This window comes from Yersinia massiliensis (assembly GCF_003048255.1).
Classification (GTDB): domain Bacteria; phylum Pseudomonadota; class Gammaproteobacteria; order Enterobacterales; family Enterobacteriaceae; genus Yersinia; species Yersinia massiliensis_A.
Genome location: NZ_CP028487.1, coordinates 1,778,406 through 1,800,597, shown reverse-complemented (window position 1 = coordinate 1,800,597; position 22,192 = coordinate 1,778,406). Strand labels below are relative to the sequence as shown.

Sequence of the window (22,192 nt, the reverse complement as noted above, 5' to 3'; positions counted from 1 at the left end):
TGTCTCGCCAACGTTGCAAAGAGACGTCTCACCCCTTTGCAACGCGAGTTCGAAAGAGAACCAACCATCAAGCACCAGACGTCGGTAACTCAATATTACTTTCGGCTAATAAGCCCATATTGTTGTACATCGCACAGGCTGCATCGACCAAATGCATAGCAATCGCGGCACCACTGCCCTCACCTAACCGCATACCCATTTGCAAATAAGGCTCGAGTTGCAGGTGCTGAAGGGCGATAACGGCACCTTTCTCTGCCGACAGATGTGACGGAATCAGATAGGCGTGTACACCGGGGGCGATACGGCAGGCTGCCAGCGCCGAGGCATAAGAGAGAAAACCATCCAGCACCACCGGTAACCCAGCCGCCGCCGCGCCGAGCATCACACCGGTCATACCAACCAAATCAAAGCCGCCGACTTTCGCCAATACATCAATACCATCGCTGGCATCCGGTTGATTGGTTTCAATGGCGCGGCGCACAACCGCCACTTTATGGTGCAGTTGTTCGCTGGGGAAATTGGCCCCGATACCCACCACCTGCTCGGGGTCACTGTCAGTCAACACGCTGACCATCGCCGCCGCGGGCGTGGTGTTTGCCATACCCAGTTCACCAACACCAAACACTTTCACGCCCTCTGCCGCTTGTTGCAAGGTCAGTCTGGCAGTGGCGAAAAGCAAGTCTTCTGCTTGCTGACGTGTCATCGCAGCTTCACGGGCGATATTGCCGCTACCCCGGGCCACTTTCATGTCCAACACACCCGGTAAAGTATCGCTGTCGATACCCACATCAACAATGTTCACCTCCACACCCGCATTGGCGGCCAGCACACAAACGCCGGTGACCCCTTTGACCATATTGAGCGCCTGCACCATGGTGACCGCTCGGGGTGAAATCGCCACGCCTTCATCGTAAACGCCGTGGTCAGCCGCCATCACAATAATTTGTTTGCGATCGACCTGATGCCCATATAACCCGCGCATCCCCGCCAGTTGGACCGCCAATTTTTCTAAACGGCCCAGACTGCCGGGGGGCTTAAGCAAGCCATCTAGCCGCACTTGAGCGCGCGCCATTGCTTTGCTGTCTAAAGGGGGAATTCTCGCCAGAATCGATGAAAGTTTTTGCATGTGGTTAATCTCGTGTCGCAGGCTGCCAAACAGCCTGACTGTTAAACGCACGCAGCGTGGCAAACCCATCGTGGATCGTCAACACACTGTATGCACCCTGTTCAAAATGAAAGTGCCACATGGCCGCTGCAGGCATCTCCAGCAAGCGAGCCAACATCAGGCTTAATACACCCTGATGAGCGACCAAGAGGTGATTATTATCATTATTCTTCAAAGATTTGAGCTGCTCAACCGCCCCTTCAACGCGGGCAGAAAACTGCGGAAAAGACTCGCCACCGGTAGGGCTAGCCTGCTGCCAGTCGGCAACCCAAGCGGCCCAAGCATCGGGGTCTTCCCGTTGCAAATCCTGATGATGGCGCATTTCCCACTCACCAAAATTCATTTCGTTCAGTTGTGCGTCGATACCGGCACTCAGGCCACTCTGCCCCGCCAATACGATATCGGCGGTATGGCGCGCACGCAGCAATTGGCTGCTCACAGCATGAGAGAAATCGACATCCGCTAACCATTGCGCGACCTGACCGGCCTGCTGTACGCCCAGCGAGGTCAGTGGCAAATCGGTCAGGCCACAAAAGACGCCCCGTAAATTGGCGTCGGTCTGCCCATGACGTACCAGAAAAAGTCGCATAAGTTAGCCCAAGATTGAGAGGATTCAGCGCGATGCGCTATCACAGCAGCGCCAGCAAAAACACCAGTTCACCTACTTCAGCCGCCGCACCCAGTGTGTCACCGGTTTGGCCCCCTAAACGGCGGCGCAGATAAGTCGCCAATAGCCAGACCACCGCCATGGTGATCACCAAGGCCAGCACGGCTGCCCCCTTACCGAGTAACAGCGTCAATATCGCGCCACCCGCCAAGGTGACGGCGGTTTGTTTACCCGTGACTTTACCGATATAGATATTGCCCAGCCCATTGCCTTCTCGGGCATAACGCTGGCGATACATCAGCAACACAATGATCGTGCGGCCCGCGACCGAGGCCGCCGTGAGTGTGGCGAGCATCGGCATATCACGTAGCGCCAGTTCACTTACCACCAGCAGTTTTGCCACCACAATAAAGATCAGCGCCAACCCGCCGTTGGTGCCGAGGCGGCTATCGCGCATGATCTCTAGCATCTGTTCACGCTTACGCGCGGAAAACACCCCATCACAGGTATCGGCCAGCCCATCGAGATGAAAAGCACCGGTCACCAACGCCAGCGCCAACACATAGCCCAGCGCCGCCAGCGGTACACCGCACCAAGGGGCCAACAGCGTAAAGACCACGCCGCCGATCAGCCCCACAATCAGGCCAATCAAAGGGAAGCCGACAATACCGCGCTCGTATTGATCCATCGCCAGCCCTTGTGTCCAGCGCTCAGGCACAGGAATGCGAGTCATAAACTGTAAGGTGGCGAGAAATAACCGCAGGCTCATTTAATCTTTACCTCAATACCCGAAACCACTAAAAACACCTCATCTGCGGCTGCCGCCAATCGTTGATTAACGCGGCCGGCGATATCGCGAAAATGCCGAGCTAACCGATTTTCCGGCACGATCCCCATTCCCAACTCATTAGTGACAAGGAAAATAGGCGCTGGACTGCGGGCGCAGGCGGCCAGCAGATCGGTTATTTGTTGCTGAATACCGATTTCAAGCTGCGTGAAGTCCATCTGCTCAGGTGGCGTATCACCAGCCTGTTCAAATAGCAGGTTGGTGATCAGTGTGGTAATGCATTCGAGCATCACGGCTTCACCGGGGGCAACCTGTTGCTCCACCACCGCACCGAGATCCCGATACCCTTCCCAGGTGCGCCAGTGTGGCGGGCGGGCCGCGCGGTGTAGCGCCACTCGTTCAGCCATTTCCCCATCGGTCACCACCGAGGTTGCGATGTAAAACACGCGATCGCAGGTCTGCGCCGCCAAGCGTTCAGCCAGCGAACTTTTCCCGCTACGCGCCCCACCGGTAATCAAAATCACTGCGCGCTCTCCTGTAAATGCGTTTTCATGAGCTGGTAAATACGTTCTATATCAATGTGCTGACGCATTTGTGCCGCCAGAAGATCAAACTGTTGCTGCTTATGTTGTGCGTAGTCGACAGTCACGCCATCGAACGCCGCCAGCCCTTTGCGTTGACGTAAATTGTCGAGCAACGCGCGGGTAAAATCGTGGCTGTCAAACAGGCCATGAATATAGCTGCCTAATACGTTGCCGTCTTTATTCACTGCACCATCCACCCACTGCTCCGCTTGCCCATTGCGCAAGGTCAGGCAAGCAAACGGCGTGGCATCGCTCCCCAATTGGGAAACACCCATGTGGATCTCATAGCCCTCTAGCGGCAGCGAATCACAATTTGCCAGCATCCCTGATCGCGCCACTCGGCAATGCCCGCTGACCCGAGTGGTGACTTTATCCTGCGCAAACTGGGTTTCCACATCCAGCAAACCCAGCCCCTCCATCTGTTCGAGGCCCGACTCCACGCCATCAATAATGCGTCTACCCAGCATCTGATAACCGCCGCAAATGCCGATCACCGGCACCGGCTGCGAATGTTGAGATATCGATTTAGCTTGGTGCTGCGCCAGTAAAGCCGCCGCCAGTCCGCTTTCATGCAGCCATTGCAAATCACCGAGGGTATTCTTGCTGCCGGGCAAGATAATCAAGTCCGGCTGACCCAAAGCGGTGACCTGTGAAACATAGCGTAAGCGCACATCTGGCTGGACTGCCAACGCATTAAAATCGGTAAAATTGGCAATGTGCGGCAGCCGAATCACCGCGATATCCAGCGCCTTTTCTGTGGCATCGTTATATTTACCATTTTGCAGCGCCACACCGTCTTCATCTTCCAAATCAATGTCTAACCACGGCATCACGCCCAACACGGGGACATCAGTCAGGGCTTCAATCTGTTCTAATCCGGGCTTGAGCAGCGCAATATCACCACGGAACTTATTGATGATCACCCCTTTGACTCGCGCTTTTTCATGGGGATGCAACAACGCCAGCGTGCCATAAATAGACGCAAATACGCCGCCGCGATCGATATCTGCCACGAGCAAGACGGGCGCATCTGCCATCGCGGCCATGCCCATATTGACGATATCGCGATCGCGCAGGTTGATTTCCGCGGGGCTGCCCGCCCCTTCTAGCACCATCACGTCATACTCGCGGGCTAAGCTGTGGTAAACCTCGCTGATTTGCTGCTGCAATTGCGGTTTGTATTGATGGTATTCAACCGCATCCATATTGCAGGCGACTTTCCCCATCAGTACCACTTGCGCCTTGCGGTCACTGGTCGGTTTGAGCAACACCGGATTCATGCGGACATCAGGGGCTATACCCGCCGCTTCGGCCTGAAAAATCTGCGCGCGGCCCATCTCATCACCTTGCAGCGTAATGCCTGAATTCAGCGCCATGTTTTGCGATTTAAAGGGTGCGCTGCGATAGCCATCCTGCCTAAAAATACGACATAACCCCGCCACTAATACGCTTTTGCCGACATCAGATGCCGTGCCTTGCACCATAATGGATAGACCAGATGGCGATTCGCTCATCGCGCTTCCTCCGCTTCACGCTGACGCATCAACGCGAAAAGTTGTTCTTCGGTTTTGCACAAAGGCAACCCCAATTCAGTGTGCATTTTGACCAACCAAGGCTGAACCAGCCCAGCGGCACGCAGTTTATCTTGTTGCATGAAAACGTCAGTGGTGTCACCCGCAATCATCAGGTGACCCTGAGAGAGAACATAAAGATAATCACAAACCTGATAAATCAGATCGATATCGTGGCTGGATAGAATAACCCGTTTTCCCTCTGCCACAATGCGTTCAATGATCGTAATCATATGCTGGCGGCCCGCCGGATCGAGTCCAGCGGTGGGTTCATCCAACAGCAGGTATTCCGCTTCCATCACCAATGCACCGGCAATCGCCACCCGCTTTTTCTGGCCATGACTCAGATGTTGGATAGATTTATGGCGAAAACTCTGCGCATCCACCAAGGTTAACGCCCGTTCTACCCGCTCAGCAATAACCGCCTCTGGCATGCCAAGATTGCGCAAACTAAAGGCGATATCGCTGTCGATATCGGTGTAAAAGATCTGTTGTTCCGGATCTTGGAACACGGTCGTCACGCGTTGGCGCAACGCCCGTAGGCTGGCTTTCTGATAACTGAGCGGTTCGCCTTGCCATAACACCGCCCCTTGCTGTGGTTGTAAAATGCCGGTCAGATTCATAAACAGCGTGGATTTGCCGCAACCATTGGCCCCCAAGACGCCGGTGACCGCGTGCTGACTAAAATCCAAGGTCAGATCGTGCAATACCGGTTCATCTTGATAGCTGAAACCTAACTGCTGGGTGGCTAACATCAAATCCTGCCTTACAGGTGAAAATCACCCTGATAAAGTTTCATATCCAGCGAAATGACCATCTGTTGATAGCGGATCATTACGCGGGTAAACAACATCCCCACTAGCATGGCCAGCGAACGATAACCGGTTGGCAGTGAGATATAACCAAACCGCAGTGACTGCGCCTGATGGATAGCCGCCGCCTCTTCGATCAAAATAAAGATAAAACGCCAAGTCAGCAGAATTTGTTCTGTCAGCAAACGGGGCGCATGGCAACGCTTCAACAGTTGAATCAACTGCGGGAAGGGCGTATTGAGCACAAACCAGAATGTCGCCGCCAGCGCCGCCAAACTGCGCCACAGCGTTTGATTCGCTGTGGTTAAGCCGACTTTATCGATACCCAACCACCAATGACCCATTTGTACGCCCCACCACAAACTGTCTGGCTGACGGGAAAGTGACAATACAATCGTCACCAACCCGACCAACAAGAAAGAGAGCGGTATGGCGAGCCAGCGCAGGTAACGGCGCAGACCGACCCGCAGCAAATAGCAGGTCAGCCCCGCGATAAACACCAACAGCAGTGCTTGGTACATGGGCGGGCTCAACATCGCTAACAGCAGGAAAACCCCATACAACACCAGCTTTCCCATGGGATCAACCTGCCGCCAGCGGCTTTGGTAACTGAGTTTATCAATCCCCAGCATGCTCACCGCGTTTCCCCCGGTAGTAGCCCAAGATATAGAAAATCACCGCTGCACCAATAGACCCCTGCAAGGTGAACAGTAAACTCTCAATTTCACCACTGGCCGGTTCATACAGCGGCTGGAACCACGGCGTATAGTGCGGTGCCGTGGTTTGAATCAAGGTTTCAGCCTCACCATCCGAACCGCCATACTCGCCGCCATGATTGATAAAGAACGGCAATATCACCAGTGCGATCACCATCGCCAGCAAGATAAGAGTCTTTTTCATGTTAATGTGCCTCCGCTTGGATAAGCTTGCGTTTGGTTAATTGGTCATAAATCATTACTGTCAGCAAACCTTCAGCAATGGCGATCGGGATTTGAGTCAGGCAGAACACGCCCATAAATTTGATAATCGAACCACTGACACCAAATTGCGGATCGGGGAAGGCGAGCCCCAGTTGGACCGAGGTGACAAAGTAAGTGGTTAAGTCCGCGAGCATCGCGCACAGGAACACCCCGACATCACGGCGCAGCCCCGCTTTACAGGCCAACTTCCAAACCAGATAACCCACCACCGGCCCGATGACCGCCATTGACATGCCGTTCGCGCCGAGTGTTGTCAACCCGCCATGGGCTAATAACAGTGCTTGGAACAGCAAGACAATCGCCCCTAAGACTGCCACCACCACTGGCCCGAACAGAATGACCGCCAGCCCAACACCGGTGGGGTGCGAGCAACTGCCAGTCACGGACGGAATTTTCAGGGCTGACAGCACGAAAATGAAGGCACCGCAAAGCGCCAGTAACACTTTTTGGTTGCTGTCTTCTGAGACAATCTGCTTTAAGCGTACCAAGCCCATAAACAGGCAGGGTAGGAACAACACCCACCACGCCAACGCCCACATCGGCGGTAAAAAGCCTTCCATGATATGCATCGCAAAAACATCATTGGGGGCAATGGTCAGCAGGATTGCCATGGCAAGTCCTGTGAACGAGAGTTTCTTAAGCTGTTTTTCCACGAATGACTCCTCATCCCCGCATCACCTAGACACCGCGGCTAACCCTGCGGCATGGCAAGAAGATGGGGGAAGTATTTTTAAGTTAATTAGCGGTCAATTTCACTCGCCGGTTATTCATTAACGCGTTGCTGCTTATTCACTAAAATGGTCGAAAAATAGGGCAAAGACTGATCAGCGGCGATGCTGTCCAACTGTCGCCAGCACACCTCCCCCGGCAATGAGGCTTCCGACATCAATAGCGCATGGGGGAACAGCTCTAAACGGGCCAGCAGCGTCTGAATACGGGCGAAGCGGCCATAGACTTTCATCAGCACCACGCAATCATGATCCCGTAGCGCCCGCTCTAGCTCTGCCTCGGGTGCGGTGCAGGACATAATCGCCAGCGACTGTTGCTCCATGGCTAACGGCAATGCCGCGCGAGAAGCAATGGCGGCAAAAGAGGTCACGCCCGGTACGATCTCCAGCCAATCTGGGCGGCCAATACGTTCGAGCAAAAACACCCACGTGCTGAATAGCATCGCATCGCCAAGGGTGATAAAGCCCACTTGATGCCCTTTGGCGACTTCAGCTTGTAGCTGCTGTGCCACGTCATCCCAGACCGCTTGTTTTTCGCTGTCATCGGCACTCATGGGGAAGTGGCAAGTGCGGATTTCCGTGGTGGGCGATAAATATTCGCGCACGATAGAGAGCGCGAGGCTATCACCGCCTTTGCGCCCTGCGGGGGCATACAGCACATCCAATTTGGCGATCAACCGTGCGGCACGTACCGTAATCAAATCACTGGCTCCGGGGCCAACGCCCAAGGCATAAAGTCTGCCGCTCATTACGCTGCCTCCTGTTGTTTTTGCTGTAAGGCGTGATCCAGATGTTCCACAAACATTTGGCGAATCAAGGGGTTTTCTCCTAACCCTTGCAGCCATGATTGGGCGCTGATACCTGCGGCTTCCAACTGTGAACGCCATGAGTCTGGCTCGTCAGAAGCCATATCATTGATGGCATGATCCCCAGCCACCAGCATCAACGGCATCAAATGCACTTTGCGCACCCCCTGCTGTTGCAAGCGAGTGATGATATGGCCGATTTCTGGGTAGCTTTCGACCGCGCCCACCAAAGCAGGGAAATTCAGCGAGGCCATTAAGTGATCCAAACAGGCATAGGCCGAGAAGGCATAATGGCTCGCCCCATGGCCCATAAACACCACTCGTTCATCGGCGGCGAGGGGCGGCATTTGTGCTTGCAGCGCGACCAGCAATTGCTGGTAATCCGCAAAACTGCTCAGGAGCGGTGTGCCAAGGACTAAATGGTGGAAATGCTCACCAAACGCGCGCACTTCATTGGCGACTTTTTCGTATTCATCACCGTTAATGACATGCAGCGATTGAATGGCAACATCCTGATACCCCAATTCAGCCAACTGTTTAAGGGCTTCGGCGGGGTTATTGATCAGCAACCCATCGCGTTTGCGCAGCTTGCGGATAATCATTTCCGAGGTGAAGGCGCGGAACACATCACGATCGCTGTAGGCAGCGGCCAATTGCTGCTCACAGGCATCAATATTCTTCTGGCGGGTCTGTTCATAACTGGTGCCAAAACTGATCACCAACAGTGCTTTTTTCATTTTATTGTCCTCGTTGTTGCTGCCAGTGCGTCAGGTGTTGACTAAATTCGGCTAATGACGTGACTTGCTGCCCGTTCGGCCCCAACACCACGGCATCGGGTCGGCGCACCACAATGCAGGGGATATTCAGCGCCAAACAGGGCGCGACTTTTTCCTGATAACCGCCCTGCGCCCCCGACTCTTTGGTGATAACCACATCTGGCTGACAAAACACATACAGCGCATGATTGAACTCAGCGCTAAATGGCCCACGCAGCGCGATAATATTGTCCACCCCCAATCCCAGCGCCTCGCATTGATTCAGCACGTCAGCCGTGGGTAACACGCGCACCAACAGTGTTTTTCCGGTTAACCCACGCTGGTAATCAGCCAATTGTTTGCTGCCCGTGGTGAGCAGGACGCGTGGCCCTAAGCTGAGTGCCACCGCACAGGCTGCCGTCAGGCTATCGACTTTGTGCAATAGCGGATGCTGCAATGCGTCAATTTCGCTCGGTCGCTGATAGCGGGTCATCGGCACTTGAGCTTGTTCGCAAGCGGTGATCACATTGTCAGTGAGCAGGCTGGCATAGGGGTGTGAGGCATCAATTACCCAACGCACCTGTCTCGCGACCAGAAAATCCGCCATCGCCGCTGCATCCATCCGCCCAACCAAAATTTCACCGCCAATATCACCGGCCAGTTGCCGACCGGCATCGCTCGCAACCGACAAGCTATAGCGCTCGCCAGCCGCATCGAGCTGTTGGCAAATCAATCGCGCATCGCTGGTGCCGCCGAACACATGGACGGGTGGATGGTCGCTCGTCATATTGAATGTCCTTTTAAAGCGACTGCCCTGTTAAAGTGAATAACCACGAGGCGTGATCATCAGCCCATTGCGGCAATAAGTGGCTTGATTACCCACAATCACCAAACTGGTCATGTCCACCGGCTCAAAATCCATCTCACCTAAGGTGGTGATCCATTTTTCCTGCTTTTTACGCCCCGCCGCTTTCACAACGCCAACCGGCGTGGTCGCTTTTTTCCACGGCTGCATTAATTCAAACGCACGCGCTAAATGCCCTTCACGGCCACGGCTGCGGGGGTTGTAGAAGCAGATAACAAAATCGGCCTGCGCAGCGGCAACAATGCGTTTTTCAATCACTTCCCACGGCGTCATCAAATCACTCAGGCTGATATGGCAGAAGTCATGCATCAACGGCGCACCCAGTAAGGACGCAGCTGCAATGCTGGCGGTAATCCCCGCCACTAAGCGCACTTCTAGCGCTAATTCTTGTTGCGTGACCAACTCCAGCACCAACCCCGCCATGCCATAAATACCGGCATCGCCGCTGCTGATCAGCGCCACGTTGTGGCCCGCCAACGCCAAATCGATGGCGGCCTGACAGCGCTCAATTTCTTTGCACATGCCGGTTTTGATCACCTGCTTATCCATGGTCATCGACTTGACCAAATGGGTGTAAGTCTTATAACCGACGATAATGTCCGCCGCTTGGATCGCCGCAATGGCATCCTGCGTCATCATCGATTCACTGCCCGGCCCAATGCCAATCACGGTTAACATTAATGCGATACTCCCAGAGTGATGGTGACGCCCTGCTGACGCAGAGTATTGCCAACCAATTTACCGTCGCTCATCAGCCAAGCGACCGGTTGTGAAACGCTACCGACACCCACCGTTTGGCGGACAAATTCAGAAGCAGGGAAACGTTGTTCATGGCGGCTTAATTCGCCCACGCTGAACAATTCGAATGGCACGCGCCAGCACTGAGCCAATTGGTGGAGTGCGGGCTCGTCTTTTTTGATAGTGACGCTACCGATGGCCCGTAGTGCCATGATATCGAAGTGATTTTCGGCCATTTGCTGTTGCAGCAGTTCGACCAGTGTTTGCAGTGATGTGGCTTTGCGGCAGCCAATCCCCGCCACCACGCGGCGCGGCACCAATTTGTAGACCGGCATCGCGTGCTGTTTATCGTCAGACAAAGGCAAACTATCGCGCAGTGAAATGCAGACTAAAGCGTCCAGCGGCGGTAAATCGTCCAGCGAATCAACGGGGATAAAGCCTCGGGTGTCACAACGCTCACGCTCCGCTAGCATCGGTGTGTCCCACCACAACCCTACTTTTTGGTTGCTGACCAGCATCTGATTAACCACTTTGACGGCATGGCGAAAATCTTGCATTTCGGCATCCAGTTGGTTTGCCAAGGTGTCTAGTGCCGCCATTTCATTGACGTCAGTGGCAGTGGTAATCACCGGATCTGCCCCTAGAATCCCCGCTAAATAACGAGTCAGGGTGTTGGCACCGCCGACATGGCCGGAGAGCAAACTGATAACATGCTGCCCACGTTCATCGATCACCACCACGGCCGGATCGGTCATTTTGTCGTTCACCAACGGCGCAAGCACCCGCACAGTGAGGCCGATCGCCCCCACCACGACCAAGGCGGAATACTGCTTAAATGCCTCGCGGATCGTCTCGCCAAAAGTGCCGTTAAAGGGCTGAAACCCTGTCTCCAACAGTTTTTCACTGGTAAAACAGGTGAGCGGCAAATGGGTTTGCAACCGCCGCGCCAAACGTACCGCACCGGGGGTGAGGCAAAAGACCGCGATCGACTCAGGCTTGACGATATTCATGGCTAAACCCCGCATCGTAAAGTTTGGAGTAGTGGTACTCATCGCCTAAGAAGGCCCCCACCAGAATCAGCGCTGTTTTATTGATCGCGGCGGCTCGAACCAACTCAGCAATGTCGGTTAAGGTGCCGCGCACCGTGCGGCTTTCCGCCCACGTCGCTTTGTACACCACCGCCACCGGCGTATCGGCTGGATAACCGCCGGCGATTAAGCGCTCGGCGACGCGATCCACTTCCTGCACGGAGAGGAAAATAGCCATTGAAGTTTGATGCGCAGCAAAGGCTTCCAACTGCTCACGAGGTGGCATCGGCGTGCGCCCCTCAATACGGGTGATAATCAGGCTTTGCGCCACTTCAGGTACGGTATATTCCACGCCCAGTTGTGCCGCCGCCCCCAAGAATGCACTGACCCCCGGCACAGAAACAAAGCCGATGCCATGCTCACCCAAGACTTCGCCTTGCTCACGAATAGAGCCGTACAACGAAAGGTCACCGGTTTGCAGCCGAACCACCAATTTGCCCGCGCGGACACCGTCCACCATTAGCCTGATGATCTGTTCCAGATTAAGCCCCGCACTGTCGTGACACTCGGCCTCTGGCGAGCAGTACTCCAGCAATTCGGTATTGATCAGTGAACCGGCATAGATAACCACCTGCGCCTGTTGCAACAGTCGGTAGCCCTTTAAGGTGATCAGCTCTTTATCACCCGGCCCCGCCCCGACAAACCAGACTTTTTGGCTATCCCAAACAGGGGAGAAAGGCGTGTTGGCGTTATCGGCGGGAACGTTCTTTGGCTGCTCAAACATGGCGCGCCTCCTTGTGGCAGGAAATAAGATAAGTAGGATTATTCGGTTTAAAGTAGTGTCCGCTGCCCAGTGGCGTGAGGCTGGAAAGTTGCAATTGCACACAATCGAGCTGGCTGACCGCGCAGGTCTGTAAGTGGCTCAGAGCGTCATTGAGGTTGTTGAGCAGAATAAAGGTCAACACCAAGCGCCCATTGGGATTGAGCATCATCAGTGCCCAATCAATCAGTTCGGTCAATTGACCGCCGCTACCGCCAATAAAAATGGCATCGGCGTGATCTTCTACAAGAAGTGGGGCCACACCGGCGATAATGTCCACGTTGTGACACGCCAGCCGCTGGCGATTTTCGCTAATCAATGCCAGCGCCGCCGGATTGCGTTCAATGGCCGTCACTCGCAAATGGGGAAATTGCAAGGCCGCTTCCAGTGCCACACTCCCCGTTCCCGCGCCGACATCAATCAGATGACGGGCATCATTCAGTTCCAGCCGTGCCAGAGCTAACACGCGCACCGCTTCTTTCGTCATCGGGACTTTTTGCCCGCGCGCATTTTGTCCGCGAATAAAGAACTCATCTCTCATTGAGGATCACCACCACATTCATGTCATAACGGGCCGCCACTTGATCCACCGATAAGCGGTGAATACGTTCGTTGGGCTGGGAGAGGTTTTCACCGATGATCAAGGTGCGCTCGAGGTCGCGTTGCCAGAGGGCATTCGCAATGGCGCGTGGGCCGATAATTCCGTCGGTGACCATAGCGACTTTGTCGTGCTGGAAAATCCAGTCAAAATCCGGTTCGCGACCGTGGCTGCTGGTAAGAAACAGGTCGTTCATGTCTAACGCCACTTTGGCGCACAGGTATTGAATCGCACTAATACCGGGGATTATCTGTAATTGGTCGGGGCTGAAATTCGCCGCCAGTAGTTTGCCGATGCCATACAACAGCGGGTCGCCAGAGGCCAGCACCACGATGTCTCGGCTTTTTTGGCTATCAAGCCATTCCAGTAGCCCCAGTAAATCTGCATCTAACAAGCGTGTTTCACGGCCATGCCCGCCAAAAGTCGCCAGATGGCGCTTGCCCCCGACCAACACTTCTGCCAGTGAAATCGCCTGCTGCGCACGGGGGGTAAGGTATTGGGTATCTCCTGGGCCGATGCCCACGACGGTTATCATCGTAGCGCCTCCAGAATCTCATCCAGTGGCCGGCTGCTACCCAGCACTTGATTGTCGAAAGAGAATAAAATGGCGTCACACTGCGGCGGATTCACCGAGAAACGCACCATCTCGTTGATGCGTTCACAAATACGCTCTGCAATACGGGTATAGACCTGCTGCCAGCCTTGCTCGGCAATCAGCTCCATTGCGGCTTCGGTGGTATCACACTGATTCACTTCAAGTAGCAGCGCATGAGGCGCGCCCATTAACGCCAGATTCGCCACCAGCGTTTCCATGCGCCCATCGGCAATATGGCTGTGGGTGTGGAAGATACCGGCAGCCACTTTGACCAATTTGCCGGGATGCCCAACCAACAACACGCGACGAAAACCCAGCCGTACGGTTTCCTGCAACATGTAGCCGACGAAATTACTCATGGTCACCACCCGCTGGCTATCGAGGCCCAGATGGTCACGGACAAAGCGCTCGCCATGATTACCCGGCACCAGAATCACGCGGTCTTCCCCCGCCGCCCGCTTCATCTCCAACTCCAGTGCCAATGAGCGTTTCCAGCTCTCTTCTGACATTGGCGTCACAATACCTGTCGTGCCAATAATGGAGATGCCACCGAGAATACCCAGCCGCCCGTTGTAGGTTTTCTTGGCCCGTTCTTCACCTTCCGGCGCAAAGATTTCAACGCTCGCCCCACGTAACGGGCCGATAACTTCACGCACTGCGGCTTCAATGGTTTGCTGTGGGGTGCGATTAATGGCGCTACTGCCCACGGGTAAGCCAATGCCTTTGCGAGTGACCGTGCCGACCCCTTCGCCGCCGCGTAAAGTAATGTCAGTCTGTTGGGGTAGGTCGTCAGTCGATTCAAAAACCGTGACACGGGCAAAAATCAGCATGCCGTGGGTGGCATCCACATCATCACCGCCATCTTTACGGATGGCGGCCGTGGCTTGCCGGCCCTCAATCAACGGCTGCTCAACATTCAGGTTCAAGGTGATGCCGGAAGGCGTGACGATGGAAATCTGATCAATCACTTGCTGGCGCAATACCATCAATGCTGCCACTTTTGCTGCCGCCGTGGCGCAGGAACCGGTGGTGTAGCCTTTGCGGTATTGCTTGCCGTTGTGCCAAATGCTGTCTAATGACAACTGTTGTTGTTCAACATCATTGGCTTGCTCATGACTCACCACAGTGTCACTCATAGCGCCCCCCGTAATTGGTAGAGGATGGCGTTAATAATGGCTGCGGCGACATTGCTCCCACCTTTACGCCCCAGTGCGGCGATACAAGGCAGGTCACTTTGGGCTAATGCCTCTTTGGATTCTGCGGCCCCGACAAACCCCACCGGCACGCCAATGACCGCGACAGGCGTCGCTTGCCGCTCGAGAAGGCGGAACAACGCGGTGGGCGCATTGCCAAACACAAACAGTTTTTCACCCGGTTCTGCCAGCGCGACATCAACCGCCGCCATCGAGCGCGTGATACCCTGTTGTGGCGCGCTCTCGACCACTCGAGGGTCACTGATATAACAGCGACATTCACAGCCCATCTGCTTGAGCAGCGTTTTATTGATGCCAGACATCGCCATGGTGGTGTCGGTGTACAGCGTGCAACCTCGCTTGAGGCCCTCGGTAATGTGGGTCAATACCTGCGGTGAAAAATGCAGAATATCCAGCCAGTCAAAATCGGCGGTGGTGTGAATAGCACGCTTGATCACCGCTTCGTGCATCGCGCTGGCAAAACGATACTCTGGCCGCTGTTCGGCAATGATATCGCCAATAATCACAAAGCTGTTTTGTTCGATTTGCTGCGGGTTCTGTATATAGTTCATCAGGTTATCCTTGTTAAATGCCAACCAGCAGCAGATGAATCAGGGCAAACAGCAATAGGGCCAGCAGTGATGCCATCAGCATTAAATGGATGCTGCGCGGGATATCGTTCAACGCCACTTCGCGCTGCGCATCACCGATCCAGGGTTTCTCTACTCGCTCGCCAAAATAATCATTGGGGCCACCCAAACGCACCCCCAGCGCACCTGCGACGGTGGCTTCAGACCACGCGCAATTGGGGCTGGAGTGTTGATAGCGATCACGCCAACCAATGCGCAACGCTTGCCGATAATCGGCTTGAATGAACCATGCTGCGGCACTGAGCAACAGCCAGCTCAAGCGAGCAGGCAGCCAGTTCGCCAGATCATCCATACGTGCCGACACATAACCGATCGCACGGTATTTTGGCGTTTTGTAGCCCACCATCGAATCAAGGGTGTTGACCGCTTTGTAAGCCATCGCCAGTGGTGCACCGCCTAACAGCAGGAAAAACAGTGGCGCAATGACGCCATCGACACTGTTCTCTGCCACCGTTTCGACGACGGCACGCGTCATTTGCGGTTTCTCCAGTTGGGAGGTATCCCGCCCCACAATCCATGACAGTTTCTCGCGGCTTTGCGCCAGTGAGCCGTGTTGCAGCGCGTCATAGACCAACAGCGCCGCTTCACTCAGGCAGCGCCCAGCCAGCAAGGTGTAAATCATCCACACTTGCGCGACCCAACCGAGCCAAGGGTGAATCTGGGTCATCAGCCATAAAAATCCCCAGCTCACGCCCCAAGTCACGCCCACCACCACCAGCCATAACAATGCACCGCCCCATTTCAGCGCACGCTCGCTGCGGCAAACCGACCGAATCGCCCGTTGCAATACCGTGATCATGTTGCCAATCCAGCGCACCGGATGCGGCCAGTGCGGCGGGTCGCCGAGCCAGCTATCGAGCAGAAAAGCCACAAACCACGCCGCGAGTGTCATAGCAGACTCCGAGCGGCATTTAGCCAACCGTTGAGCAAACCGGGACGTTGGGCGAAGTGAATATGCAGGTAACTGGCTTGGGTACGTTGCACTTGATAACCGCTGTGCCAGCGTTGAATGGCAACACCATCACGCCACTTGCTGCTGTCAAAGACCGGTGTCAAGGTGCTGGTGAAATCGGAGTAATGGAATTCATGGCCGCGTAGCGTCTCGCCTTGCGCGGCTAAAAGGGTGTCAGTACGCGCCTGTGCTTGGCAGTAACCAAAACGCGTCAGGCGTTTTCCCATATGGCTTTCACCGGCCAGAATGCCGACCATCCTATGGTGCTGCGCATCCGCATCCGTTAGCCCTTCGCCCAGATACATCAAGCCACCACATTCGGCATACAAGGGAATTTGTTGGTGATGGGCTTGCCGTAACGCGCTGTGCATGGCGGTGTTCGCAGCCAGTTTGGCGGCGTGCACTTCCGGATAGCCACCACCGAGATAGATCATTTGGCAATCGGGCAATTGGCGGTCATGAAGTGGACTGAAACGTTGGATGCGCACCCCAGCTTGCTCGAGTAAATCAAGGTTATCGGGGTAATAGAAATTGAAGGCTTCATCATCGGCTAGCGCCAATGTCAGGCCCTCAGCCAGTGCTTGCGGCGGCAATGTTGGTGGGGTTCCTGCTGGCAACGTCGCGCACTGGGTCAGTGCTAATAGCCGGTCGAGATCAATCGTTTCCTCGATTTGCTGCGCCAGCCGTTGCCAGCGCGGATCGCTGTCAGGTTGCAGACGTTGATTTGGCCTCGAACCATCGCGCTCTTGCGCAGGGACCAGCCCGAGATGGCGTGATGGCAAGGCGACATCATCCATCACTGGCACACGGCCCAACACAGGGATACCGCAATAGTGTTCGATAGCGTGGCGCAGCAGTTGGTAATGACTATCAGAATTAACGCGGTTGACGATCACCCCGGCAATCACCAAATCAGGGTCAAACTGGCAGAAACCCATCACGGTAGCCGCCACCGAGGTTGATACCGCTTTGCCGTCCACCAGTAAGATAACCGGACACCCCAATTGCTTCGCCATCGCGGCACTGCTGCAATAGTTGGGATCGGTGCCGTAACCGTCATACAGCCCCATGACACCTTCAATCACCGCCACATCGGCATGGCGCATATGCTGGTTATACAGCCCATTTAAGGTTTCAACCGGCAACATAAAGGCATCAAGATTGCGGGACATCACACCGCTCACTGCGCTATGCCAACCGGTGTCGAGGTAATCAGGCCCCACCTTGAACGGCTGTACCGACAGCCCACGCGCCATCAACGCGCGCAGCAGACCGAGCGTCACGGTGGTTTTACCGCATCCGCTACCGGTTCCTGCGATGATAAAGGCTTGTTTGCCAGACCGTTGCATAAAAAAATCCCGCCATTTCAAGCGGGATCTGCAGTGTCAAAAAGGTGCGCCAACGCATCGTCGCCGCTGCGCGCATCTGATGACAACCCGCTTCCCACCGAAGGAGTTGAATATCGTTTACCGATCTGGCTGGTCTTCTGGCTTAGCGTCATCCTCTCCCGCACCTTCCCAATCCGGTGGATCAGTGGTTACAGCGGGGTCGTCAGCATCACAGCAGCGGGGGCTGCGGGGGATTGTCACCCCCTTCCCAGTTATGCTTTAGCGCATAACATGACCATTTCGGTATATAAAATTTCTTATTTCGTTATTTATTTTATCTCTTTATTTACACTGTTATAACAGTGCATTTATGAATGAGTATCTTATTAGCGTGCCATAAAATTAATATACGCCTTTCTGTTCATAAAAAATGGTGAATTTCATTTTTTGATGATGATTTTTTTGCATGCGCATATGAAATTATTGTCATCAACACCAAAATTACCATTTAAAAACAGACAACTACACTTGAATTATCATTTTCTAGAATAACAAATTATTGTCATTAATTTTTTTAAAAACTTAATTTTTCGATGACAATTTAAAATAGAAAATCAAAACTGACTACATAATTGAATAATATTAAATCAATATTGTCTATTCCATTTCGTTACGATCAGAAGAGAGCGAACGAAATACCTGTGGAGTCACATTATAAGTTTGCCGAAACACCTTGCAGAAATAGCTGGTTTGCGAAAAACCCAGATTCTTGGCAATACTGGCAATGCTCCAATCGCTGTGTTGTAGCATCTCTCTAGCATTGGCCATTCGCTGTTGGTTTACCCACGCATTAAAGCCGATGCCCTGATATTTTTTGAATAGCTTGCTGAAATAATAGGGGCTGAGATACACCTTGCTCGCCACATCTTCCAAGCGTAGCTCTTCCGACAAATGGGTATCAATGTAGCGTAAAACTTTTTTCATTTTGCTGTCGTGAGGATGCACAGGCCGCGCTCGACCGGGATCTTTACTGCCCATGTTGTCATTGATCACCACAAAGTTAAGGTGTTTTTTCAGGCAGTTCTCAACGATCAGCTTCAGTAAGTCCGCAGAGGCAATCACCCGCGAGAAATCCATGATCGGGACATTGTGGAATTCATCCATCAACGCGGGATTCTGCTGCCAGTGGTTATCCACATTGAGGATATCAATCAGATAGACATCCGAGTGCAACCGCACTTGCCCGCACAACACGAACCCGACCAGATGGCCGGCAATCACCAGCGGAATAGAAAAATCCGTTAGCCCAGCATGGCAACGGTAGATACAAGGCTCATTGGATTTAGAGGCTTCAAGGCCACCACAACGATCACTCATTCGACAGCGAAGATGATTAACCGGATCTTGGCGCATCAATTGGCAAAATGGTGTGAAATTGAATAAGTCGGAAATCTCTTCACCGTGAATATTGACCACAACGACGGCGAGGCCCGTTGCCTGAGCAAAATCCTGCGCGATTTTATTTATGAGCTCTGAGTTTAGAGAACTGGCAGAAATCATGATAAAACCTCTCAGTGAATTTTAATTTATTGTTATAAAGTTTTTTGTTGCGATAAATCATCCCTGTTTTATTTAATATGTTAATGCATTGTTGTATTTTCATTCCCATTCGCTAAGGTCAAAAATCTATTTCCCCGTGAAGGTTAACCCTGAAGAAAAATGAAAAAATAACAATTCACTTTATCAGAATCACCATCAATAAGGGACGACAATACGTTCATTAACCGAAATAGATCACGAAATTTCCTCATCCTACTTTAGGGTTGTCATCGTAAGATGAGGAAACACGCTGGCTTCTCTCTTTCTCGCCTCTTAGCGATAACGTCATGGGACTAAAATGACGTTACGTTATTAAGATGGCGCTCAATCACTAATGGGTAGCTTCTTCATCTTCTAATTTACAGGCATTGCATGCCAGATTTTTGCCGATGAAAACACGATAGACTGCCGCCCCTAAACAAGCACCAATAATCGGCGCGATGATCGGCACGATGAAATAAGGAATTTCGCGGCCGCCAGTCATCGAGATTTTTCCCCAACCGGCGAGGAAGGTGAAAATTTTAGGGCCAAAATCACGGGCTGGATTCATGGCAAATCCGGTTAATGGACCAGTCGATGCCCCGATCACCGCCACCAAAATACCAATTAACAATGGCCCTAACGCGCCGCGAGGTACGCCATTACCATCATCTGTCAGCGCCATGATCAGCCCCATAAGAATCGAGGTAATCACGATTTCAACGAAGGCAGCCTGCCACACACTGATTGCTGGTGATGGGAAGGTACTGAAAATACTGGCTAACTGTAGGCTTTCGACACTGCCACGAACCATCTGATGTGCCGTTTCAAAATCAGTGAATAAGTTGTGGTACAACAAATAAGACAATGCCGCCCCACCAAATGCGCCGGCAATCTGTGCGATAGAATAAGGAATCACTTTACGGCCTGGGAAGCACGCAAAAAGCCATAAAGCAATGGTAATGGCAGGGTTGAGATGCGCGCCGGAAATGCCAGCCGTCAGGTAGACGGCCAATGAAATCCCCAGCCCCCACACGATGCAAATTTCCCACAAGCCGAAGCTGGCTCCGGCCACCTTGAGTGCTGCCAGACAGCTAATACCAAAAAACAAAAATAGCCCAGTACCGAGAAATTCTGCAATACACTGAGCCTTGAGTGAGTCATTCATAGAGTTACCCTGCTTGTGATTATTATGATCAATCTATTTTCCATCAATGAACAACTTAAGGTTAATGAGCAGCTTAAATGTGTTCACTGACTTCACATAGATGAATAAGTGCACGGCCCTTGACTGAACCACTATAAAGAGACACAAAATAAAAGTGTTGTCGTGATTTAGCATTCATTAAACAAAAACTAGACTTTTGATAGCAAATTATTGTCATCATGACAGTAAAAATACCCAGCAATACCCTGTTAATAGGCACTTTTATACTTTGTTGGCGTATATGACTTTATTGCTTTTTATTCTTTCCGTTATTGTTATCAGGCTCGCATTTTTGCGCCAAAGACCTCTTCAATTTCCCCTTTCATTAAAAATAGCCTTCCTTTTTTTAAATAAAAAGCAAACCGCATTCTATTTACCGGGCAGGCGCGCGTTTATCAAAATCAATGTTATCTGTCACTCACTAAATTTCAATTCTGAATATCCAATCACCAGTTATTGTCATGGCAGAACAGTAAAATCTTCTGATAAAACACCCAATTATCCTATTTCTATGACAATAATGTGTTATTTAGTCACTAACCATTCCCGCCAGTAAATTCAATACAGCCATTCTTTTTCATCACTTGTTTGTATATTCGTCCTCAGCACGAACCTGACAATTCAATATTTAAGCATGACGAACTGAACGCTAAACACAGCAGCACCTATTCCGAACATGTCTATTCAAGCCTAAACAAGGTAACTGATATTTCGTCGAGGTATTTATGCAACAAGAAGCACTAGGAATGGTGGAAACCAAAGGGTTGACCGCCGCCATTGAAGCCGCAGACACCATGGTGAAATCGGCCAATGTGACCTTAGTCGGCTACGAAAAAATTGGCTCTGGCCTCGTCACCGTCATCGTACGGGGTGATGTTGGGGCAGTAAAAGCCGCCACCGATGCCGGTGCAAGCGCAGCCGCCAAAGTGGGTGAAGTGAAATCCACCCATGTGATCCCGCGCCCACACACCGATGTCGAGGCTTTTTTACCGAAAAGCCGCTCACCAAAGGGACATAACGAATGAAGAGCAATGACCTGGTCGACCAAATCATGGCGCAGGTAATCGCTAAAGTCAGTGAACACGCTCCGGCGTCTTCTACGCAACCCGCCCATAAACAACGAGATACGGCTATGGCTGAGAAAACTTGCAGTTTAACGGAATTTGTTGGTACCGCGATTGGTGACACCGTCGGACTGGTTATCGCCAACGTGGATACCGCCCTACTGGACGCAATGAAGCTGGAAAAACGCTATCGCTCCATTGGCATTTTGGGCGCGCGTACTGGCGCAGGCCCGCACATCATGGCGGCTGATGAAGCCGTTAAAGCCACCAATACCGAAGTGGTCAGCATCGAATTACCCCGTGATACCAAAGGCGGCGCAGGTCATGGCTCGCTGATTATCTTCGGTGGTGACGATGTGTCTGATGTGAAACGTGCCGTGGAAGTGGCCCTGAAAGAGTTGGACCGGACTTTCGGCGATGTTTACGCCAATGAAGCCGGCCACATTGAACTGCAATACAGCGCCCGTGCGAGCCATGCGTTAGAAAAAGCCTTTGGTGCACCGCTGGGCCGTTCTTGCGGCGTGATTGTTGGCGCGCCTGCATCGATTGGCGTGTTGATGGCTGATACCGCCGTGAAATCTGCCAACGTTGACGTGGTGGCTTACAGCTCACCGGCACAAGGCACCAGCTTCAGTAACGAAGTCATTCTGGTTATCTCCGGCGATTCTGGCGCAGTTCGTCAGGCAGTGATTTCTGCCCGTGAGATTGGCAAAACGGTATTAGGCACCTTAGGCGCTGAACCGAAAAACGACCGCCCTTCTTATATCTGACGCCACAGTGA

General features: G+C 52.9%; 25 protein-coding genes and 1 riboswitch. Of the genes, 2 read left to right on the top strand and 23 right to left on the bottom strand.

All coding sequences use genetic code 11. The features are described 5' to 3' along the window. Positions 1-67: 67 nt before the first annotated feature. From cobT to pduF, 23 genes are all read right to left on the bottom strand, one after another. Positions 68-1,126 carry a nicotinate-nucleotide--dimethylbenzimidazole phosphoribosyltransferase gene (cobT, locus tag DA391_RS08265; RefSeq protein ID WP_050079788.1) on the bottom strand — a complete coding sequence of 353 codons (1,059 nt, stop codon included), beginning with the start codon at positions 1,124-1,126 and terminating at the stop codon, positions 68-70. Between the two features lie 4 nt (positions 1,127-1,130). Continuing rightward, positions 1,131-1,754, bottom strand: a complete 624-nt coding sequence (locus tag DA391_RS08260) for an adenosylcobalamin/alpha-ribazole phosphatase (protein WP_057643785.1) — start codon at positions 1,752-1,754, stop codon at positions 1,131-1,133. Between the two features lie 40 nt (positions 1,755-1,794). After that, positions 1,795-2,541 carry an adenosylcobinamide-GDP ribazoletransferase gene (gene cobS / locus DA391_RS08255; RefSeq protein WP_108087529.1) on the bottom strand — a complete coding sequence of 249 codons (747 nt, stop codon included), beginning with the start codon at positions 2,539-2,541 and terminating at the stop codon, positions 1,795-1,797. Beyond that, positions 2,538-3,083, bottom strand: a complete 546-nt coding sequence (gene cobU, locus DA391_RS08250) for a bifunctional adenosylcobinamide kinase/adenosylcobinamide-phosphate guanylyltransferase (protein WP_108087528.1) — start codon at positions 3,081-3,083, stop codon at positions 2,538-2,540. The genes cobS and cobU overlap by 4 nt, the downstream gene beginning before the upstream one ends. Further along, positions 3,080-4,657 (bottom strand): cobyric acid synthase, encoded by a 1,578-nt coding sequence (locus DA391_RS08245; RefSeq protein ID WP_108087527.1) that lies wholly within the window; start codon positions 4,655-4,657, stop codon positions 3,080-3,082. The genes cobU and DA391_RS08245 overlap by 4 nt, the downstream gene beginning before the upstream one ends. Further along, positions 4,654-5,469 (bottom strand): ATP-binding cassette domain-containing protein, encoded by an 816-nt coding sequence (locus DA391_RS08240; protein ID WP_050079792.1) that lies wholly within the window; start codon positions 5,467-5,469, stop codon positions 4,654-4,656. The genes DA391_RS08245 and DA391_RS08240 overlap by 4 nt, the downstream gene beginning before the upstream one ends. 11 nt (positions 5,470-5,480) lie before the next feature. Continuing rightward, positions 5,481-6,158, bottom strand: a complete 678-nt coding sequence (locus DA391_RS08235) for an energy-coupling factor ABC transporter transmembrane protein (protein ID WP_057643797.1) — start codon at positions 6,156-6,158, stop codon at positions 5,481-5,483. Continuing rightward, complete coding sequence (locus tag DA391_RS08230) at positions 6,145-6,426, bottom strand: energy-coupling factor ABC transporter substrate-binding protein (protein ID WP_050079794.1); 282 nt, start codon at positions 6,424-6,426, stop codon at positions 6,145-6,147. The genes DA391_RS08235 and DA391_RS08230 overlap by 14 nt, the downstream gene beginning before the upstream one ends. A 1-nt stretch (position 6,427) precedes the next feature. Beyond that, positions 6,428-7,117: a cobalt ECF transporter S component CbiM gene (cbiM, locus tag DA391_RS08225; protein WP_050079795.1), complete on the bottom strand. Its 690-nt coding sequence runs from the start codon at positions 7,115-7,117 to the stop codon at positions 6,428-6,430. A 152-nt stretch (positions 7,118-7,269) separates the two neighbouring features. Next, positions 7,270-7,983, bottom strand: a complete 714-nt coding sequence (locus DA391_RS08220) for a cobalt-factor II C(20)-methyltransferase (RefSeq protein WP_050079796.1) — start codon at positions 7,981-7,983, stop codon at positions 7,270-7,272. Continuing rightward, a complete protein-coding gene (gene cbiK / locus DA391_RS08215; RefSeq protein ID WP_050079797.1) occupies positions 7,983-8,777 on the bottom strand; it encodes a sirohydrochlorin cobaltochelatase in 795 nt (264 codons plus the stop codon). The genes DA391_RS08220 and cbiK overlap by 1 nt, the downstream gene beginning before the upstream one ends. 1 nt (position 8,778) lies before the next feature. After that, the gene (locus DA391_RS08210; protein WP_050079798.1) at positions 8,779-9,582 is read right to left on the bottom strand and encodes a cobalt-precorrin-6A reductase; all 804 of its coding nucleotides are present in this window, start codon (positions 9,580-9,582) and stop codon (positions 8,779-8,781) included. Positions 9,583-9,612: 30 nt separating this feature from the next. Next, complete coding sequence (locus tag DA391_RS08205) at positions 9,613-10,338, bottom strand: precorrin-3B C(17)-methyltransferase (RefSeq protein ID WP_050286354.1); 726 nt, start codon at positions 10,336-10,338, stop codon at positions 9,613-9,615. Beyond that, on the bottom strand, positions 10,338-11,408 hold the full coding sequence (gene cbiG, locus DA391_RS08200; RefSeq protein ID WP_049609440.1) for a cobalt-precorrin 5A hydrolase: 1,071 nt from the start codon (positions 11,406-11,408) through the stop codon (positions 10,338-10,340). The genes DA391_RS08205 and cbiG overlap by 1 nt, the downstream gene beginning before the upstream one ends. Then, positions 11,389-12,210, bottom strand: coding sequence for a cobalt-precorrin-4 methyltransferase (locus DA391_RS08195; RefSeq protein WP_050079800.1), 822 nt, complete (start codon positions 12,208-12,210; stop codon positions 11,389-11,391). Before DA391_RS08195 ends, cbiG begins: the two co-directional genes overlap by 20 nt. Then, positions 12,203-12,733, bottom strand: coding sequence for a decarboxylating cobalt-precorrin-6B (C(15))-methyltransferase (locus DA391_RS08190; protein ID WP_409574506.1), 531 nt, complete (start codon positions 12,731-12,733; stop codon positions 12,203-12,205). The genes DA391_RS08195 and DA391_RS08190 overlap by 8 nt, the downstream gene beginning before the upstream one ends. 43 nt (positions 12,734-12,776) lie before the next feature. Next, on the bottom strand, positions 12,777-13,379 hold the full coding sequence (locus tag DA391_RS08185; RefSeq protein WP_108087526.1) for a cobalt-precorrin-7 (C(5))-methyltransferase: 603 nt from the start codon (positions 13,377-13,379) through the stop codon (positions 12,777-12,779). After that, positions 13,376-14,575: a cobalt-precorrin-5B (C(1))-methyltransferase CbiD gene (cbiD, locus tag DA391_RS08180; protein ID WP_050079803.1), complete on the bottom strand. Its 1,200-nt coding sequence runs from the start codon at positions 14,573-14,575 to the stop codon at positions 13,376-13,378. Before cbiD ends, DA391_RS08185 begins: the two co-directional genes overlap by 4 nt. Next, positions 14,572-15,204, bottom strand: coding sequence for a cobalt-precorrin-8 methylmutase (locus DA391_RS08175; protein ID WP_019210471.1), 633 nt, complete (start codon positions 15,202-15,204; stop codon positions 14,572-14,574). Before DA391_RS08175 ends, cbiD begins: the two co-directional genes overlap by 4 nt. Positions 15,205-15,217: 13 nt before the next feature. After that, a complete protein-coding gene (cbiB, locus tag DA391_RS08170) occupies positions 15,218-16,174 on the bottom strand; it encodes an adenosylcobinamide-phosphate synthase CbiB (RefSeq protein WP_019210472.1) in 957 nt (318 codons plus the stop codon). Further along, positions 16,171-17,583 carry a cobyrinate a,c-diamide synthase gene (locus DA391_RS08165; RefSeq protein ID WP_108087525.1) on the bottom strand — a complete coding sequence of 471 codons (1,413 nt, stop codon included), beginning with the start codon at positions 17,581-17,583 and terminating at the stop codon, positions 16,171-16,173. The genes cbiB and DA391_RS08165 overlap by 4 nt, the downstream gene beginning before the upstream one ends. Before the next feature lie 110 nt (positions 17,584-17,693). After that, positions 17,694-17,877: riboswitch (cobalamin riboswitch) on the bottom strand. A 342-nt stretch (positions 17,878-18,219) separates the two neighbouring features. Next, a complete protein-coding gene (pocR, locus tag DA391_RS08160) occupies positions 18,220-19,122 on the bottom strand; it encodes a transcriptional regulator PocR (RefSeq protein ID WP_019210475.1) in 903 nt (300 codons plus the stop codon). Between the two features lie 370 nt (positions 19,123-19,492). Then, positions 19,493-20,308 carry a propanediol diffusion facilitator PduF gene (pduF, locus tag DA391_RS08155; RefSeq protein ID WP_019210476.1) on the bottom strand — a complete coding sequence of 272 codons (816 nt, stop codon included), beginning with the start codon at positions 20,306-20,308 and terminating at the stop codon, positions 19,493-19,495. A 764-nt stretch (positions 20,309-21,072) separates the two neighbouring features. Here pduF and pduA point away from each other — a divergent pair. Further along, the gene (gene pduA / locus DA391_RS08150; protein ID WP_019210477.1) at positions 21,073-21,372 is read left to right on the top strand and encodes a propanediol utilization microcompartment protein PduA; all 300 of its coding nucleotides are present in this window, start codon (positions 21,073-21,075) and stop codon (positions 21,370-21,372) included. After that, positions 21,369-22,181, top strand: coding sequence for a propanediol utilization microcompartment protein PduB (pduB, locus tag DA391_RS08145; protein ID WP_050079807.1), 813 nt, complete (start codon positions 21,369-21,371; stop codon positions 22,179-22,181). Before pduA ends, pduB begins: the two co-directional genes overlap by 4 nt. Positions 22,182-22,192 lie beyond the last annotated feature (11 nt).